This is a genomic window from Pseudomonas sp. GM24 (assembly GCF_000282235.1).
GTDB lineage: Bacteria > Pseudomonadota > Gammaproteobacteria > Pseudomonadales > Pseudomonadaceae > Aquipseudomonas.
Genome location: NZ_AKJR01000020.1, coordinates 45659 through 61256 on the forward strand (window position 1 = coordinate 45659; position 15598 = coordinate 61256).

General features: G+C 59.8%; 13 protein-coding genes and 1 pseudogene. 4 read left to right on the forward strand and 10 right to left on the reverse strand.

What is annotated here, in order from left to right:
- Window positions 1-14: 14 nt before the first annotated feature.
- From PMI23_RS02735 to exaC, 10 genes are all read right to left on the reverse strand, one after another.
- Complete coding sequence (locus PMI23_RS02735) at window positions 15-935, reverse strand: restriction endonuclease (protein WP_007910903.1); 921 nt, start codon at window positions 933-935, stop codon at window positions 15-17.
- Window positions 936-1428: 493 nt separating this feature from the next.
- A complete protein-coding gene (locus PMI23_RS02740) occupies window positions 1429-2175 on the reverse strand; it encodes a S24 family peptidase (RefSeq protein WP_042704877.1) in 747 nt (248 codons plus the stop codon).
- 223 nt (window positions 2176-2398) lie between these two features.
- Window positions 2399-2926 carry an inorganic diphosphatase gene (gene ppa, locus PMI23_RS02745; RefSeq protein ID WP_003205933.1) on the reverse strand — a complete coding sequence of 176 codons (528 nt, stop codon included), beginning with the start codon at window positions 2924-2926 and terminating at the stop codon, window positions 2399-2401.
- 112 nt (window positions 2927-3038) lie between these two features.
- Window positions 3039-3851, reverse strand: coding sequence for a zinc-dependent peptidase (locus PMI23_RS02750; protein ID WP_007910894.1), 813 nt, complete (start codon window positions 3849-3851; stop codon window positions 3039-3041).
- Window positions 3852-3855: 4 nt separating this feature from the next.
- The gene (locus tag PMI23_RS02755) at window positions 3856-4506 is read right to left on the reverse strand and encodes a DedA family protein (protein WP_007910892.1); all 651 of its coding nucleotides are present in this window, start codon (window positions 4504-4506) and stop codon (window positions 3856-3858) included.
- Window positions 4507-4735: 229 nt separating this feature from the next.
- Entirely contained in the window at window positions 4736-5197 is a 462-nt protein-coding gene (locus PMI23_RS02760) for a GNAT family N-acetyltransferase (RefSeq protein ID WP_007910890.1), read from the reverse strand.
- Between the two features lie 115 nt (window positions 5198-5312).
- Complete coding sequence (gene eutC, locus PMI23_RS02765; protein WP_007910888.1) at window positions 5313-6137, reverse strand: ethanolamine ammonia-lyase subunit EutC; 825 nt, start codon at window positions 6135-6137, stop codon at window positions 5313-5315.
- A gap of 5 nt (window positions 6138-6142) precedes the next feature.
- Entirely contained in the window at window positions 6143-7537 is a 1395-nt protein-coding gene (locus PMI23_RS02770) for an ethanolamine ammonia-lyase subunit EutB (protein ID WP_007910886.1), read from the reverse strand.
- A 52-nt stretch (window positions 7538-7589) separates the two neighbouring features.
- Entirely contained in the window at window positions 7590-9041 is a 1452-nt protein-coding gene (gene eat / locus PMI23_RS02775) for an ethanolamine permease (RefSeq protein WP_007910884.1), read from the reverse strand.
- A 178-nt stretch (window positions 9042-9219) separates the two neighbouring features.
- Window positions 9220-10740, reverse strand: a complete 1521-nt coding sequence (exaC, locus tag PMI23_RS02780) for an acetaldehyde dehydrogenase ExaC (RefSeq protein WP_007910882.1) — start codon at window positions 10738-10740, stop codon at window positions 9220-9222.
- A gap of 301 nt (window positions 10741-11041) precedes the next feature.
- On the opposite strand from exaC, the gene PMI23_RS02785 reads away from it, so the two are divergent.
- From PMI23_RS02785 to PMI23_RS02800, 4 genes and pseudogenes are all read left to right on the forward strand, one after another.
- Entirely contained in the window at window positions 11042-12955 is a 1914-nt protein-coding gene (locus PMI23_RS02785) for a sigma-54-dependent Fis family transcriptional regulator (protein ID WP_007910880.1), read from the forward strand.
- A gap of 368 nt (window positions 12956-13323) precedes the next feature.
- A pseudogene (mpl, locus tag PMI23_RS02790) lies at window positions 13324-14672 on the forward strand (UDP-N-acetylmuramate:L-alanyl-gamma-D-glutamyl-meso-diaminopimelate ligase).
- Window positions 14669-15316 carry a flavin prenyltransferase UbiX gene (ubiX, locus tag PMI23_RS02795; RefSeq protein WP_007909567.1) on the forward strand — a complete coding sequence of 216 codons (648 nt, stop codon included), beginning with the start codon at window positions 14669-14671 and terminating at the stop codon, window positions 15314-15316. Before mpl ends, ubiX begins: the two are co-directional and overlap by 4 nt.
- Complete coding sequence (locus tag PMI23_RS02800) at window positions 15309-15593, forward strand: YceK/YidQ family lipoprotein (RefSeq protein ID WP_007909569.1); 285 nt, start codon at window positions 15309-15311, stop codon at window positions 15591-15593. The genes ubiX and PMI23_RS02800 overlap by 8 nt, the downstream gene beginning before the upstream one ends.
- Window positions 15594-15598 lie beyond the last annotated feature (5 nt).

Genomic DNA, 15598 nt, shown 5'->3' on the forward strand with positions numbered 1-15598 from the left:
GAGAGCGGCAAACCTTATTCCTCATCAAAGTAATCGCGATCCAGCGTCGGCAACCGCAACAAGCGCGATGTCACGCCAACCTCATGATCCATCATCAGATGCACCAGTCGCGTTCCGTCTACCAACACAATGCCATCCACCGATTTAGCGAAGTCAACAGCGTGCGCGGTAAAGCCAGACGTGGTGATGAATACGCCGCGCTTAGCTTTTTGCCCGGCGAGTGCTCCGTAGAACGCCTGCAGTTCAGGCCGGCCAACCGTGTTTTGCCAGCGTTTGGCCTGAACATAAACCTTCTCCAGCCCTAATTTATCGAGCGAGATAATGCCGTCGATACCCGCATCACCGGAACCGCCGACACGTTGCAGATCATTGCGACTGGCGCCATACCCCAGTCGATGAAGCACATCCAGCACGATCACTTCGAAACGGTTGGGGCTAACTTGCAGCAAGTTGTCCAAAATGTCCGCCGCCGTGGCATCGCGCAATTCCTTTAGCGCTCGCTCCAGTCGGTCGTCAGGGCTTTCGGTGGCGGAGGTCAGGTCTGGCTCAATGTTTGGTTGGTCGTCTAGTGGTTCAGCATCAGGCGCGACCTTCAGCTTCACATTCATGTAGCCGATTGCCAAATGCTCCACGTCCTTGGCCGACAATGGAAATGCATGCTCCTTGGCGTACTGCGCGCCTGCATCAGTCAATTTCCAGTAACCGCGTTTGGCACTGCTGGAAAGACCGGCACGTTTGAGTCGATCGTGCGCCCAACCTGAACGGTTTTTGTAGGTAGCCTGACCACTGGCGATCAATTCTTCGCGCTGTGCTTCGGTCAATTGCAGTGTTTTTGCTGCCGCTTCGTGAGCGTCCCGAGCAATCGCACCCTCGGGTTTTGTGGCGAGAAAACGAAGGATCGGTTCGATGAACTGATCGTAGGTTGGAACGGACATAGGCGCATCCCTGTGCTGAAGGTTTTTTAACTAACCGGCGGGCGAGTATAAATTAACGCTCGCTGAGGATGCCTTGGAGAGTAAGCACTGTTTGCGTGAAAACGTAAGTCGCTATGTCTCGGTTCGCACATATGTCGAATATCTGGCTGGTTCACTTTCTCACAGGCATTAAAAAGCCGGCTTGTGGCCGGCTTCTCGGGGACTGGCTTGGCCTATTTTTGGTAAGCCTTGCCAGCCTTCAAAACGTACATCCGGATCTGCGTCCGGCTGTGGGACTTGGTCAGACGTTGGTCTGCCGCGTCGGGCGCTGTCTGAGCCGCGGGGCGGGTCGATGCGCAAATGTGGGGCGCAGGATACTGAGTTTTGTTGTGGATTCCCAGCCTGAAGTGCGGTTTAGAGCGACCGCAGTCGAACAAATTCGAGATTTGTACCGATTATCAGGGCCTCATCGCGAGCAGGCTCACTCCTACAGGGGGCTTTGCGGGCCGTGAGATCAAAGAAACGGCACCACCGGCCGCCGCTTGCTCACCGTCGACCACCAGAACACCCAGCCCAATATGTGAATCCGTTGCTCTTCAATCTGCGCAGGGTGGAACACTTCGTCCGGGTATTCGGCGCTGTTGTGGCTGCGCAGGCGCAAGCCGTTGCCGGGCATACGGTGCAGGTATTTGATGCGCAGCATGCCGTCGTGTTCGATGGCGTAGATTTCGCCGTCCACCACTTTTGTCAGGCCGCGGTCGATGGCGACGATGGAGCCGTCTTCGATGCGTTCGGCCATGCTGTTGCCGATCATGTGCGCGCAGATGGCGTCGGCGTGGCGGATTTCCAGTTGATCCAGTGGTGCACGCAGCAGGCGGATGGACAGGTCCGGGTCCTGAATGACGTGGGTTTTGTCGGAGCCGTTGGTCAGGGGTGTTTCTTTGAAGAAGGCCAGTTCAATGTCATTGGGATGGATGAATCGGTAGGCGCCCTGTGGATCGTGGGCGTCAAAGCTGTCGCCGTTGCTGGCAGGCGGAGTCAGGCTTGGCAGCTCTTTTGTGCCTTCGCCGGTTTTCAGCCATTCGCTGTTGACGGACAGCAGGCGTGAGACTTCTTCCATGCGATACGCCGGGACGCCCCGGGTGTACCAGTTGTGGACATTTTGGGCTTCCGTGCCCCAGAACTTTGCGAAACCCGTCGTCGAGATGTTCGCAGCTTCCAGGAGTGCCTTGAATCTTGGACCGCTAGTGTTCTTTCTCATAAACACGGAGTCTACGGCCGTGCCAGAGCGGTTTGAATAAACCGGACGTTCAAAAACGGGCTGAATTTTGCGACGGGATGTAAGACGATCTTGTGGGAAATTACACAGGCTAAAACTTTTCTGTAGTCCGCCATAAACACTCTGTTTAAGACGGCTTTTGCCGAGCACAAAAAACCCCGGATCAACCGGGGTTTTCTTCAAGCCTCGCGCGTAGCGCAGGTGCTTAGCCTTTGTAGGCGGCAACCGACTTGGTGATCGCTTCGCGGGCGGCGTCTGCACCGGCCCAGCCTTCGATCTTGACCCATTTGCCTTTCTCGAGATCTTTGTAGTTCGCGAAGAAGTGCTCAATCTGCTGGATCAGCAGTGGCGGCAGGTCGGTGTATTCCTTCACATCGACGTAAAGCTGGGACAGCTTGTCGTGTGGCACTGCGATGACTTTGGCATCGCCGCCGCCGTCGTCAGTCATGTTCAGGATGCCGACTGGGCGCGCGCGGATCACCGAGCCTGGCGCAACCGGATAAGGGGTCACAACCAGCACGTCGAGGGGATCACCGTCGTCAGCCAGGGTGTTCGGGATGTAACCGTAGTTGGCCGGGTAGAACATTGGGGTGGCCATGAAACGGTCAACGAACAGGCAATCGCTGTCTTTGTCGATTTCGTATTTGATCGGCGCGTGGTTGGCCGGAATCTCGATCGCGACGTAGATGTCGTTCGGCAGGTCTTTGCCAGCCGGAATCTTGCTGTAGCTCATTGGGCGTTGCCCCCGTAGTTGACCAAAAACACTTGGCCGGATTGACCAAAAAGTGGCGGCGATTATAGGCATATTCTGCCGTCGGCGCCATGTACCGAAAGTCGTGCAGAGCTTAGTCGTGCGCCTGATAGACCGGGTCTGTGGCCTGAAGTTGCCGTAACCGGCTCAACGGGTCCTGACGGTAGAAAAGCTGTAGCTGCGCATAGACCTGTGGATAAGCCTCGTGCAGCAGATCCGGGGCGCTGAAAAAGTACTCGCTGGTAACGGCAAAGAATTCGGCCGGGTTCTCGGCGGCGTAGGGATCTATGGCGGTTTCGGCGTCAGGATTGCGATCGAGCTGACGGTTGAGATCGTCGTAGGCGTGTTGCATCACTTCGGCCCAGTCGCTGACGCGCATGTCAGCATGCAGTGGCGGCAGGCCGTTGGCGTCGCCATTGAGCATGTCGAGTTTGTGCGCCAGTTCGTGGATCACCAGGTTATAGCCTTCCCAGCCACCACTGGCCATCACGCCCGGCCAGGCGAGGATGATTGGCCCCTGTTGCCAGGCTTCGCCGCTGTGTTCACCGTCCCACTCATGCTCGACGCCGCTGGCATCGCGATGACGTTGCGGGCTGAGGAAATCGTCGGGATACAGAACAATCTCGTGAAAACCCTGATACCAGTTCAGGTCGCCCAGATTCAGCAGTGGTAATTGCGCCTGGGCGGCGAGCAGCAGGCGTTGTTCCTGATGCAGTTCGACGCCGGGCAGGGCGCTCAGGTGTTTGTCCTCGAGGAACAGCACGCAGGCTTCGCGCAGCCACTGGTCTTCGGTAGCGCTGATACCGTCAAGGAAACTCAGGTGATGGCGCACCCGCTGCCACATCTCGTCGGCAATCGGGTGCCTGGCCAGAATGCGCCGGCGACGCCAGGCGCTCAGCGACCACATCGGCTTAGTGCGATTGGGCTTTGGTGCCGCCGAAACGGCTGCGAACCACGCCGAGGATCATCGGCACCAGCGACAACAGAATGATCGCTACCACCAGCAACGACAGGTTTTTCTTGATGAACGGTACGTTGCCGAAGAAGTAGCCCAGCGTCACCAGACCGCCGACCCAGAGGATGGTGCCCAGCACGCTGAAACCGAAGAAGCGCGGGTATGGCATCTTCGCTACGCCGGCGACGAACGGCGCAAAGGTACGGATGATCGGCAGGAAGCGCGCCAGCGTTACGGTCTTGCCGCCATGCTTGTCGTAGAAGTCGTGGGTTTTTTGCAGGTAATCGCGACGGAAGATTTTCGAGTTCGGGTTGCTGAACAGTTTCTCGCCAGCCGTTCGTCCGATCACGTAGTTGGTGCTGTCGCCAAGGATCGCCGCGAGCATCAGCAGGCCGCCCAACAGCACCGGATCCATGCCACCGCCCGCCGCAACGGCACCGGCAATGAACAGCAACGAGTCACCCGGCAGGAAGGGCATCACTACCAGACCGGTTTCACAGAAGATCACCAGAAACAGGATGGCGTAGATCCATGGCCCATAGTTGTTCACCAGCAAATCGAGGTACACATCGAGATGCAGGATAAGGTCGAGCGGGTTGAAATCCATGGGGGCACCTGTGTGACGGCCCGACTCGGCAGGCCTGTGCGGATGACTTCGTGTAAGCCTACAGCGGGGTGTAGTTTTTCTTACAAGCCGGAAAGCTCGGGATTATACGGTCTGAAGGATGAAAAGCGCGTTGGTTTTGTAGCGGGGGATGTCGGGATGTGAGGATTTGTCAGACAGATAATCATTGTGGCGAGGGAGCTTGCTCCCTCATCACAGGCAAACCGCGCGATCAGAGTTCTTCGCTGATCGGCAGCACGTAGTTCTTGAACTCGGTGTCTTCCTTGAACCCGATGGACTCGTAGGTTTTCTGCGCGACTTCATTGTTGCTGCTGGTGGAGACGCGCATACGCACGGCCTGGGTTTCCTTGGCCATTTTTTTTGCGGTGCGGATCAGGTTATCGGCGACCAGTTGGCGGCGGGCGTCTTCGGCGACATAGATGTCGTTGAGGATCCAGACGCGCTTGAGTGACAGCGAAGAAAAGCTTGGGTACAGCTGACAGAACCCCATCAGCTTCTTGTCGTCATCATCGGCCAGCGCCAGATAGATCACCGACTCCTTGCGGCGCAGGCGTTTTTCGAGGAAGGCGCGGGAGGAATCCGGGTAAGGCAGGGAACCGTAGAACTCGCGATATTTGACGAACAACGGGGTCAACAAATCCAGATGTTCGAGGGTCGCTTGAATAATCCGCATGATAGGTCTCGTCTTCAAGTGGCTGTCTTCAACTGCTCTGACGGCGATGGGAAACCCGTGCGGCCGTGCATCGATCCTGCCTGAAACCTGCGCAGAAACGCAATGCGGAAACGGTTCAGGCAGGGGGCGGGCTGAGTAGGAAGTTTCCTTTCATGTCCGCACCGGCGTCCGACTCCAGCGTCTGAACCTGTGCTTCGTCCTTCAGATTCACGCCCGACAGCTGTCTGCGACAAGCTTCCCGCATCAAGTACAGCAAGCGATGCGCCGCCATGCCGTAGCTCAAGCCTTCGAGCCGTACATTGGAAATGCAGTTGCGGTAGGCGTCGGTCAGGCCGATCTTTGGATTGTAGGTGAAATATAAACCGAGGCTGTCTGGCGAACTGAGGCCCGGGCGTTCGCCGATCAGCATCACCAGCATTTTTGCGCCGAGCAGTTGGCCGATCTCATCACCGACGGCAACGCGGCCCTGTTCCACCAGGACAACGGGCGCCATCGACAAGCCGTCGTCGCTCATTTGCTCTTCCAGTCGCGTGAGAAACGGCAAGGTATGCCGATGCACCGCCAGTGCCGACAAACCGTCAGCCACGACAATTGCCAGATCGACACCGCCCGGATGCGCCGCTGCGTACTCGCGCAAGGCCTGCGCCGATTCTTCGCTGAGCTTGCGCCCCAGATCCGGGCGTTGCAGGTAGCTGTTGCGATCCACGGCGGCGCTGTGCAGCAACAAGGATTCGCGTCCGCGCTCGTTCAGTTGCGCGCTGAGTCCGGCATGATCAAATGGCAGATGCACGGCATCACGTGCCTGGGCATGGGCAAATTGGAAATCCAGTTGCGCGCTGGTCGGCAGGCTGGTGCCGGTGCGGCCGAGAGCGATGCGTGCCGGGGTCAGGCGGCGCAGTTCCAGCCACGGGTTTTGCGGGTCGATGGGCGGTTTTTCCATGTGACTCATCCCAGTTGTGCCAGCGCCTGGCGGAAGGCCGGCGGCAAGTTGTTGCCAAAGCGAACCTTGCCGTCCGCTTGCGTGAAGATGCCCATGTTGGCCAGCCATTGCTCGAACTCCGGCGCCGGTTTCAGGCCCAGGGTCTGCCGGGCGTAGAGCGCGTCATGAAACGAAGTGGTCTGGTAATTGAGCATGATGTCGTCGGAGCCGGGGATGCCCATGATGAAGTTGATCCCGGCGACCCCAAGCAAAGTCAGCAAGGTGTCCATGTCGTCCTGATCGGCTTCGGCGTGGTTGGTGTAGCAGATGTCACAACCCATCGGCACGCCGAGTAGCTTGCCGCAGAAGTGGTCTTCGAGGCCGGCGCGGATGATCTGTTTGCCGTTGTAGAGGTATTCCGGGCCGATAAATCCTACGACGGTGTTCACCAGAAACGGCTTGAAATGTCGTGCTACGGCGTAGGCCCGGGTCTCGCAGGTCTGTTGGTCGACGCCGTGGTGGGCGTTGGCCGACAGTGCGCTGCCCTGACCGGTTTCGAAATACATCAGGTTCTGCCCGAGAGTGCCGCGGTGCAGGCTCAGACCGGCGTCGTAGCCTTCCTGCAACACGTTGAGGTTGATGCCGAAACTGGCGTTGGCCGCTTCGGTGCCGGCGATGGACTGGAACACCAGATCCAGCGGCACGCCACGGTTGATCGCCTCTATGGAGGTGGTGACGTGGGTGAGCACGCAGGCCTGAGTCGGGATGTCGTAGCGCTGGATGATTGCGTCGAGCATCTCCAGCATCGCGCAGATCGAGGCGATGCTGTCGGTGGCCGGGTTGATGCCGATCATCGCGTCGCCATTGCCGTAGAGCAGACCGTCGAGAATGCTCGCGGCGATGCCGGACGGTTCGTCGGTCGGGTGATTGGGTTGCAGGCGCGTCGACAGCCGTCCGCGCAGGCCGAGAGTGCCGCGAAACTTGGTTACCACGCGAATCTTCTGCGCCACCAGCACCAGATCCTGCACGCGCATGATCTTTGATACCGCCGCGACCATTTCCGGGGTCAGGCCGGGGGCGAGGTTGCGCAGGCTGGTTTCGTCGGCGGCGTCGCTGAGCAACCAGTCGCGGAAACCACCCACGGTGAGGTGGCTGACCACGGCGAAGGCTTGCTTGTCGTGGGTGTCGATGATCAGCCGGGTGACTTCATCGGACTCGTAAGGAATCAGCGCTTCTTGCAGGAAATGCGTAAGCGGAATGTCGGCCAGCGCCATTTGCGCAGCCACGCGCTCGCCGTCATTGAGCGCGGCGACGCCAGCGAGGAAGTCCCCGGAGCGCGCCGGGCTGGCCTTGGCCATGACGTCCTTGAGACTGTCGAAGCGATAGGTCTGGGCGCCGACCGTGTGAGCGAAACTGGCCATACACAATTCTCCGTGACGGCGCAGACCGAGCCTGCGCCGGGATTGTCGGCACTCAGTGCAAGGCTTGTTCAGCCTTCTGGATCGCCGCGAATTCTTCTTCCGGCGTGCCTGCTACCAAGTGATGTCGACTGTAGAACGCAAAGTAAGCAATTAACACTCCATAGATGACGGCGGCACCGATTACCACCCGTGGATCGACCAGGAAACCCGCGACCACGGCGATGCACGCCAGCACCAAGGCCACGCCGGAGGTGAAGATGCCGCCCGGTGTGCGGTACGGCCGGTCCATTTTGGGGCGGCGAATCCGCAAGGTGATGTGCGCGGCCATCATCAGCACGTAGGAAATGGTTGCGCCGAACACCGCCACCAGAATCAGCAGATCGCCCTGGCCGGTCAGCGACAGCCCAAAACCGATGATGCCGGGAATCACCAGCGCCAGGACCGGTGCCTTGCTTTTATTGGTTTCGGACAGTTTGCGTGGCAGGTAGCCGGCCCGTGACAGCGCGAAAATCTGCCGCGAGTACGCGTAGATGATCGAGAAGAAACTCGCGATCAGTCCGGCCAGCCCCACAAGGTTGACGAAACTGCCCATCCACGTCGAGCCGCCATAGGCTTTGCTCAACGCTTCGACCAACGGGTTACCGGAGGTCAGCAGCGAGTTGGCGCCCGCACCGCCGGGGCCGACGATCAGAATCAACAGGGCAAACATGAGCAGCACCAACATGGCGCCGATCAAGCCGCGCGGCAGATCACGTTTGGGGTTCTTGGTTTCCTCGGCGGCCAGCGGCACGCCTTCAACGGCAAGGAAGAACCAGATCGCATAGGGGATCGCCGCCCAGACGCCGACATAGCCGAATGGTAGAAACGGACTGGCACCCGCTGCGGCAGTCACCGGAATGTCGAGCAGGTTGGCGACGTCGAAGTGCGGCACCATGGCCACCAGAAACACCCCCAGCGCCAACGCGGCGACGGCGGTGATGACAAACATCAGCTTGAGCGCTTCGCCGACCCCGAATATGTGGATGGCAATGAAAATGATGTAGAAGGCCAGATAGATCATCCAGCCGCCGATGCCGAACAGCGATTCGCAGTAGGCACCGATAAACACCGCGATAGCCGCAGGGGCAATGGCGTATTCGATGAGAATTGCGGTGCCGGTGAGAAAACCGCCCCACGGCCCGAATGCACTGCGGGCAAAACCGTAGCCACCGCCAGCGGTGGGGATCATCGAAGACAACTCGGCCAGAGAAAAGCACATGCACAGGTACATGGTGGCCATCAGCAGCGTCGCCAGGAACATGCCGCCCCAGCCACCCTGAGCGAGGCCGAAGTTCCAACCGGCATAGTCACCGGAAATCACGTAGGCAACGCCCAGACCCACCAGCAGTACCCAGCCGGCGGCACCTTTTTTCAGTTCGCGTTGTTGAAAGTAATCCGATCCGACTTTTTCAAAGTCGACGGAGGCGCCGGTCGCCGGAGCGCCAGCCGGGGATTCGCTAGGCATAGGGTTTACCTTTCTTATTGTTGTATTGGCCCGGCTTTTTTGCCGGTGGGTAGCATGATCGTCCCCACGCTCTGCGTGGGGATGCCTCAACGGACGCTCTGCGTTCGACTTTGGTAGGACGCGGAGCGTCCCGGGCGGCATTCCCACGCAGAGCGTGGGAACGATCAGTGCTGCAGGTTTAGAAGAAGCCCAACGGATTGATGTCGTAGCTCACCAGCAGGTTTTTCGTCTGCTGATAATGATCGAGCATCATCTTGTGCGTCTCACGGCCAACGCCGGACTTCTTGTACCCGCCAAACGCGGCATGCGCCGGATACAGGTGGTAGCAGTTGGTCCACACGCGACCGGCCTTGATCGCGCGGCCCATGCGGTAGGCGCGGTTGATGTCGCGGGTCCACAGACCGGCGCCGAGGCCGAACTCGGTGTCGTTGGCGATGGCCAGGGCTTCGGCTTCGTCCTTGAATGTGGTGATGCTCACCACCGGGCCGAAGATTTCTTCCTGGAACACGCGCATCTTGTTGGTGCCCTTGAGCAGGGTCGGCTGGATGTAATAGCCGGTCGACAGGTTGCCCTCGAGTTTTTCCACCTTGCCGCCAGTCAGCAGCTCGGCGCCTTCGCCCTTGGCGATTTCCAGGTACGAAAGAATCTTGTCGAATTGCTGCTCGGACGCCTGCGCGCCGACCATGGTGTCGGTGTCCAGCGGATCGCCACGTTTGATTTGCAGGACTTTCTTCATCACGACAGCCATGAACTCGTCGTAGATCGATTCCTGTACCAGTGCGCGGGAAGGGCAGGTGCACACCTCGCCCTGGTTGAAGAACGCCAGCACCAGACCTTCGGCGGCTTTCTCAATGAACGTCGGTTCGGCCTGCATGATGTCTTCGAAGAAGATGTTCGGCGATTTGCCGCCCAGTTCCACGGTGGACGGGATGATGTTCTCGGCGGCGCATTTCATGATGTGCGAGCCGACCGGCGTCGAGCCGGTGAAGGCAATCTTGGCGATACGTTTGCTGGTCGCCAGCGCTTCCCCGGCCTCTTTGCCATAGCCCTGAACAATGTTCAGCACGCCCGGTGGCAGCAGGTCACCGATCAGTTCCAGCAACACGGTGATGCCCAGCGGGGTTTGCTCGGCGGGTTTGAGTACTACGCAGTTGCCGGCGGCCAGCGCTGGTGCAAGTTTCCACGCGGCCATCAGGATCGGGAAGTTCCACGGGATGATCTGGCCAACCACGCCCAGCGGTTCATGAATGTGGTACGCCACGGTGTTGCCGTCGATTTCGGCAGCGCTGCCCTCCTGCGCGCGCAGGCAGCCGGCGAAGTAACGGAAATGGTCGGCCGCCAGCGGGATGTCGGCGTTGAGGGTTTCGCGGATGGCTTTGCCGTTGTCCCAGGTTTCGGTGATCGCCAGCAATTCGAGGTTGGCTTCGATGCGGTCGGCGATTTTCAGCAGGATCAGCGAGCGCGCCTGCACGGAGGTCGCGCCCCACGCATCGGCAGCGGCGTGGGCGGCGTCCAGTGCCTTGTCGATGTCTTCGGCAGTGGAGCGTGGGAATTCGGCAATTGGCTGGCCATTCACTGGCGAGGTGTTGGTGAAGTACTGACCTTTGACAGGCGCGACGAACTCGCCGCCGATGTAGTTACCGTACTTGCTCTTGAACGAGACTTTGGCGCCTTCAGTACCGGGGTGAGCGTAACGCATGATGATGTTCTCCTTGGCTTTGTACTTATTAGAGAAACGCGCAAGTGCGCTTGCTATAAGCGTAGAGCAAAGGTCGGGCCACTGCCGTGCAGGGCAGGTAAATCAAGGTGTTGCGTGATTTCTGTCGGACGAGTGGATCGCGCCTGTGATGGTTTCGGTACAGAGGGGGTGACAGTTTGTACCGCTTTCGGCACAGCCGGTGACCGGGCAGTCTTGCCAGCATTGCAATGCGGCGGTGGCTGGAGGATGCTGGGCGTCACCTCAGCATTGGGCCGTCGAGCCTCGGGGAGAACAATAAGAAATGCACGACAACCATTTGAGTCGCCATGCCCAACAGGTTCTCACCGCTACCCAGGGCAAACCGCACCTGCACGGTCCCGGTGCCGATCCATCAATTGCCCGTTCGTGGCTGCGCTGCCTGGAGGACTATCACCTCGACCCGGCGCTGAGCATGGCGCCGACCGTGCTCGAACATGGCCGCGTTCTCGAAAGTCGCGAACGGCTGCAACAGGTGTTGCAGATCGCCGGCAATGAAATGAGCAGCCTGCATCAACAACTTTCCGGCGCCGGCCATGCTGTGCTGTTGACCGACGCGCGCGGGGTGATCCTCAACTGCGTCACCGCGCCGGCCGAACGCAAGATCTTCGAACGCGCCGGCCTCTGGCTCGGTGCAGACTGGAGTGAGGCTTGCGAAGGCACCAACGGCATCGGCACCTGTCTGGTTGAACGGCAGGCGCTGACCATTCATCAGGATGAGCACTTTCGCGGTCGCCACACCGGCCTGACCTGTTCGGCGAGCCCGGTGTTCGACCCGCATGGCGAACTGCTCGCGGTGCTCGACGTGTCGTCGGCGCGCCACGATGTCTCGCGACAGAGCCAGTTTCACACCATGGCGCTGGTCAATCTGTCGGCGAAGATGATCGAGAGTTGCTACTTCCTGCGCTGTTTCGATAACCAATGGTTGTTGCGTTTTCATTTGCAGGCCGAATCGGTCGGGTTGTTCAGCGAAGGTTTGCTGGCGTTTGACGGCGAAGGGCGGATCAGCGCAGTCAACCAGAGTGCACTGAATTTGCTTGGGCATATTCGTGGCGGCTTGCTCGGTAAACCGGTCGAGGCGTTTTTCGATTGTTCGCTGGATGAATTGCTTGGCCGCGCCAGTGCCCATGCCAGCGCCAGTTGGCCGCTGCGCACCCGTGACGGCCGACATTTGTTTGCGGTGTTGCGCGGGGAATCGCGCAAGCCTTTACCGATGGTATCGGCGCCAGTCGTGGCTGAAGCGCCGCGCCTGTCGGGCATCTGCCTCGGTGATGAGGCGCTGCAGGCAGACTTCCGTAAAGCCTTGCGCGTATTCGAGCGGGATGTGCCCTTATTGATCAATGGCGAAACCGGTTCCGGCAAGGAGGCCTTCGCCAAGGCTGTGCATCAGGCCAGTCAACGCTCGAGCAAAGCCTTCGTTGCGCTCAACTGCGCGGCAATCCCCGAGAGCCTGATCGAGAGCGAACTGTTCGGCTATCGCGGTGGCAGTTTCACCGGCGCACGCAAGGAGGGCATGCGCGGCAAGTTGCAGCAGGCTGATGGCGGGACGTTGTTCCTCGATGAAATTGGCGATATGCCGCTGGCCTTGCAGACTCGTCTGTTGCGCGTGTTGGAGGATCGTCAGGTGGTGCCAATTGGTGGCGAGCCGGAGTCGGTCAACGTGCGGATCATCAGTGCCACCCACCGTAATCTGCTGGAGCGGGTCGCGGACGGCAGCTTCCGTGAGGATTTGTATTACCGGCTCAACGGGCTGGAAGTGGCGTTGCCGGCATTACGCGCGCGCAGTGATAAATCGCAGTTGCTGGATTTTCTGCTGGCCGAAGAGGCGGGTGGTGAAACGATCCTGATCGATGAGCCGGCGCGTCAGGCTTTGCTGGCGTTCAACTGGCCGGGGAATGTGCGGCAGTTGCGCAATGTCCTGCGCACGTTGGCGGCGTTGTGTGATGAGGGGCGGATCGGGGTGGAGGATTTGCCGGTGATGATTCGGCAGGGGCGGGTGCCGATTTTTCAGCCTGATTCATCTGAACATCCACTGGAAGACGCCGAGCGGATTGCGCTGCTTAAAACGCTGGAGCAGACGCGGTGGCACATGACGCATACGGCGGAACAGCTTGGGGTCAGCCGTAATACGCTCTATAGAAAACTGCGTAAGCATGGCATTGAGCGGCGAGTCAGTTAGAAGGCCCTCACCCTAGCCCTCTCCCAGGGGGAGAGGGGACTGACCGGGTCGCTCACTGATTTACGCCGACCTGAAATATCGAGCCGAACTCAGAATTTGAAAGCGACCGAGATCGGCTCCCTCTCCCGGGAGGCGAGGGGACTGATCGAGGTGTTTTGGCGATTTACGCCGACCTGAGTTATCGAGCCGAACTGCGGATTTGAAAGCAACGTAGATCGGCTCCCTCTCCCTCGGGAGAGGGCTGGGGTGAGGGGCCGCAATCTACAGCGGAGCCTGAACCCCAAGCCCAACCATCCCCGCCCCTCACCTAAAGAGTGCGATTTCCCCCTCCCTACGCTAACCTGCGGCCATGTTTTACGAGGTCGACTATGCACATTCATATTCTGGGTATCTGCGGCACTTTCATGGGCTCGATGGCGGTGTTGGCCAAAGAGCTGGGCCATCACGTGACCGGCTCCGACGCCAACGTCTATCCACCGATGAGCACGCAGCTGGAAGCCCAAGGCATTCAACTGACGCAGGGCTATGACCCGGCGCAGCTCGATCCGGCACCGGATCTGGTGGTGATCGGCAACGCCATGTCGCGCGGTAACCCGGCGGTGGAATATGTCCTGAACAAAGGCCTGCCGTACGTCTCCGGCCCGCAGTGGCTGGCTGACCACGTGCTGCAAGGTCGCTGGTACTGGCGGTAGCTGGTACGCACGGCAAAACCACCACCAGCAGCATGCTCGCCTGGGTCCTGGAACATGCCGGCATGAGCCCGGGCTTCCTGATCGGCGGCGTGCCGCAAAACTTCTCGGTCTCTGCTCGCTTGGGCGGTACACCGTTCTTCGTGATCGAGGCTGACGAATACGACAGCGCCTTCTTCGACAAGCGCTCGAAGTTTGTTCATTACCGCCCACGCACCGCGATCCTCAATAACCTTGAGTTCGATCACGCCGACATCTTCCCGGATCTGCCGGCGATCGAGCGGCAATTCCATCACTTGGTGCGCACCATCCCAAGTGAAGGTCTGGTCATCCACCCGACCACCGAGCCGGCCTTGCAACGTGTGATCGAAATGGGCTGCTGGACCCCGGTGCAAACCACCGGTGCCGGCGGTCAGTGGCAGGTCAAACTGCTGAGCGAAGACGGCTCGGCGTTCGAAGTGATGTTCGAAGGCGTGTCGCAGGGCACCGTCGAATGGGAGCTGACCGGTCAGCACAACGTCGCCAACGCCTTGGCTGCTTTGGCGGCGGCGCGTCATGTTGGCGTGGTGCCATCGATGGGCATTGCCGGGTTGAGCGCATTCAAGAACGTCAAGCGCCGCATGGAGAAAGTCGCCGAAGTGCGCGGCATCACCATCTACGACGATTTCGCCCACCACCCGACGGCGATTGCCACCACTCTCGACGGTTTGCGCAAACGCATCGGCGACGCACCGCTGATCGCGATCATCGAACCGCGCTCCAACTCGATGAAGCTCGGCGCGCACCGTGATGGTTTGCCCGACAGCGTGGTCGATGCCGATCAGGTGATCTGGTACGCCCCGGCCAACCTCGGCTGGGACCTCGCCGGCACCGCCGCACTGTGCACCGTGCCGTCGATTGTCAGCGATTCGCTGGAAGGCATCATCGAGCGCGTGAAGAGCCAGGCCCAGCCCGGCACTCACGTGGTGATCATGAGCAACGGCGGCTTCGGCGGCCTGCACGGCAAACTCGCCGAGGCGCTGCAATGAACACTCGTTTTGAGAGCAATGGCCCGGAACGCATCACGCTGGCCATGACCGGTGCCTCCGGCGCTCAGTACGGCTTGCGCCTGCTCGATTGTCTGGTGCGGGAAGATCGCGAAGTGCACTTCCTGATCTCCAAGGCTGCACAACTGGTGATGGCCACCGAGACCGATGTGACGCTGCCGCCGAAGCCGCAGATGATGCAGGCCTTCCTCACCGAATACACCGGGGCCGCCGCCGGGCAGATCCGCGTATACGGCAAGGAAGACTGGATGTCGCCGGTAGCTTCGGGCTCCGGCGCACCGGCAGCAATGGTCGTGGTGCCGTGCTCTACCGGGACGTTGTCGGCGATTGCCACCGGCGCCTGCAATAACCTGATCGAGCGCGCCGCCGACGTCACTTTGAAAGAGCGTCGCCAGTTGATTCTGGTGCCGCGGGAGGCGCCGTATTCGAGCATTCATCTGGAGCACATGCTCAAGCTGTCGAACATGGGCGTGACGATTCTGCCGGCTTCGCCGGGTTTCTATCACCAACCGCAGACCATCGATGACCTGATCGATTTCGTTGTGGCGCGGATTCTCAATCTGCTCGGCATTCCTCAGGACATGCTGCCGCGTTGGGGTGAGCATCATCTGAGCAGCGATGAATAAGCTGCTGGCGATTTTGCTGGCGCTGCAACTGACCGGTTGCGCCACTGCGCGCACCCTCGACGCCGCCAAGCCGGGCGCGCCTGTGGTGTACTCCGGGACGCGGCTGGATTTGTATGCATTGAATGGCGGGTGTTGCGCGATGGATCGGTTCGGGGCTGAGGCGCCGAGCTATCCGGGGGTGGACCTGCCAGCGAGTGCGTTGCTCGATACGCTGCTGTTGCCATTGTCATTGCTGACGGTGATCGGTGTGAGCTTCCAGGCAACGGGCGGATTGTAGTTAGA

Excerpts from the sequence above, each read along its gene's own strand:
- PMI23_RS02755 (WP_007910892.1), bottom strand. The coding sequence starts at position 4,506 with ATGGATTTCAACCCGCTCGACCTTATCCTGCATCTCGATGTGTACCTC.
- PMI23_RS02770 (WP_007910886.1), bottom strand. The coding sequence starts at position 7,537 with ATGGCCAGTTTCGCTCACACGGTCGGCGCCCAGACCTATCGCTTCGAC.
- eat (WP_007910884.1), bottom strand. The coding sequence starts at position 9,041 with ATGCCTAGCGAATCCCCGGCTGGCGCTCCGGCGACCGGCGCCTCCGTC.
- PMI23_RS02735 (WP_007910903.1), bottom strand. The coding sequence starts at position 935 with ATGTCCGTTCCAACCTACGATCAGTTCATCGAACCGATCCTTCGTTTT.
- eutC (WP_007910888.1), bottom strand. The coding sequence starts at position 6,137 with ATGGAAAAACCGCCCATCGACCCGCAAAACCCGTGGCTGGAACTGCGC.
- exaC (WP_007910882.1), bottom strand. The coding sequence starts at position 10,740 with ATGCGTTACGCTCACCCCGGTACTGAAGGCGCCAAAGTCTCGTTCAAG.
- PMI23_RS02785 (WP_007910880.1), top strand. The coding sequence starts at position 11,042 with ATGCACGACAACCATTTGAGTCGCCATGCCCAACAGGTTCTCACCGCT.
- ubiX (WP_007909567.1), top strand. The coding sequence starts at position 14,669 with ATGAACACTCGTTTTGAGAGCAATGGCCCGGAACGCATCACGCTGGCC.
- ppa (WP_003205933.1), bottom strand. The coding sequence starts at position 2,926 with ATGAGCTACAGCAAGATTCCGGCTGGCAAAGACCTGCCGAACGACATC.
- PMI23_RS02750 (WP_007910894.1), bottom strand. The coding sequence starts at position 3,851 with ATGTGGTCGCTGAGCGCCTGGCGTCGCCGGCGCATTCTGGCCAGGCAC.
- PMI23_RS02800 (WP_007909569.1), top strand. The coding sequence starts at position 15,309 with ATGAATAAGCTGCTGGCGATTTTGCTGGCGCTGCAACTGACCGGTTGC.
- PMI23_RS02760 (WP_007910890.1), bottom strand. The coding sequence starts at position 5,197 with ATGCGGATTATTCAAGCGACCCTCGAACATCTGGATTTGTTGACCCCG.
- PMI23_RS02740 (WP_042704877.1), bottom strand. The coding sequence starts at position 2,175 with ATGAGAAAGAACACTAGCGGTCCAAGATTCAAGGCACTCCTGGAAGCT.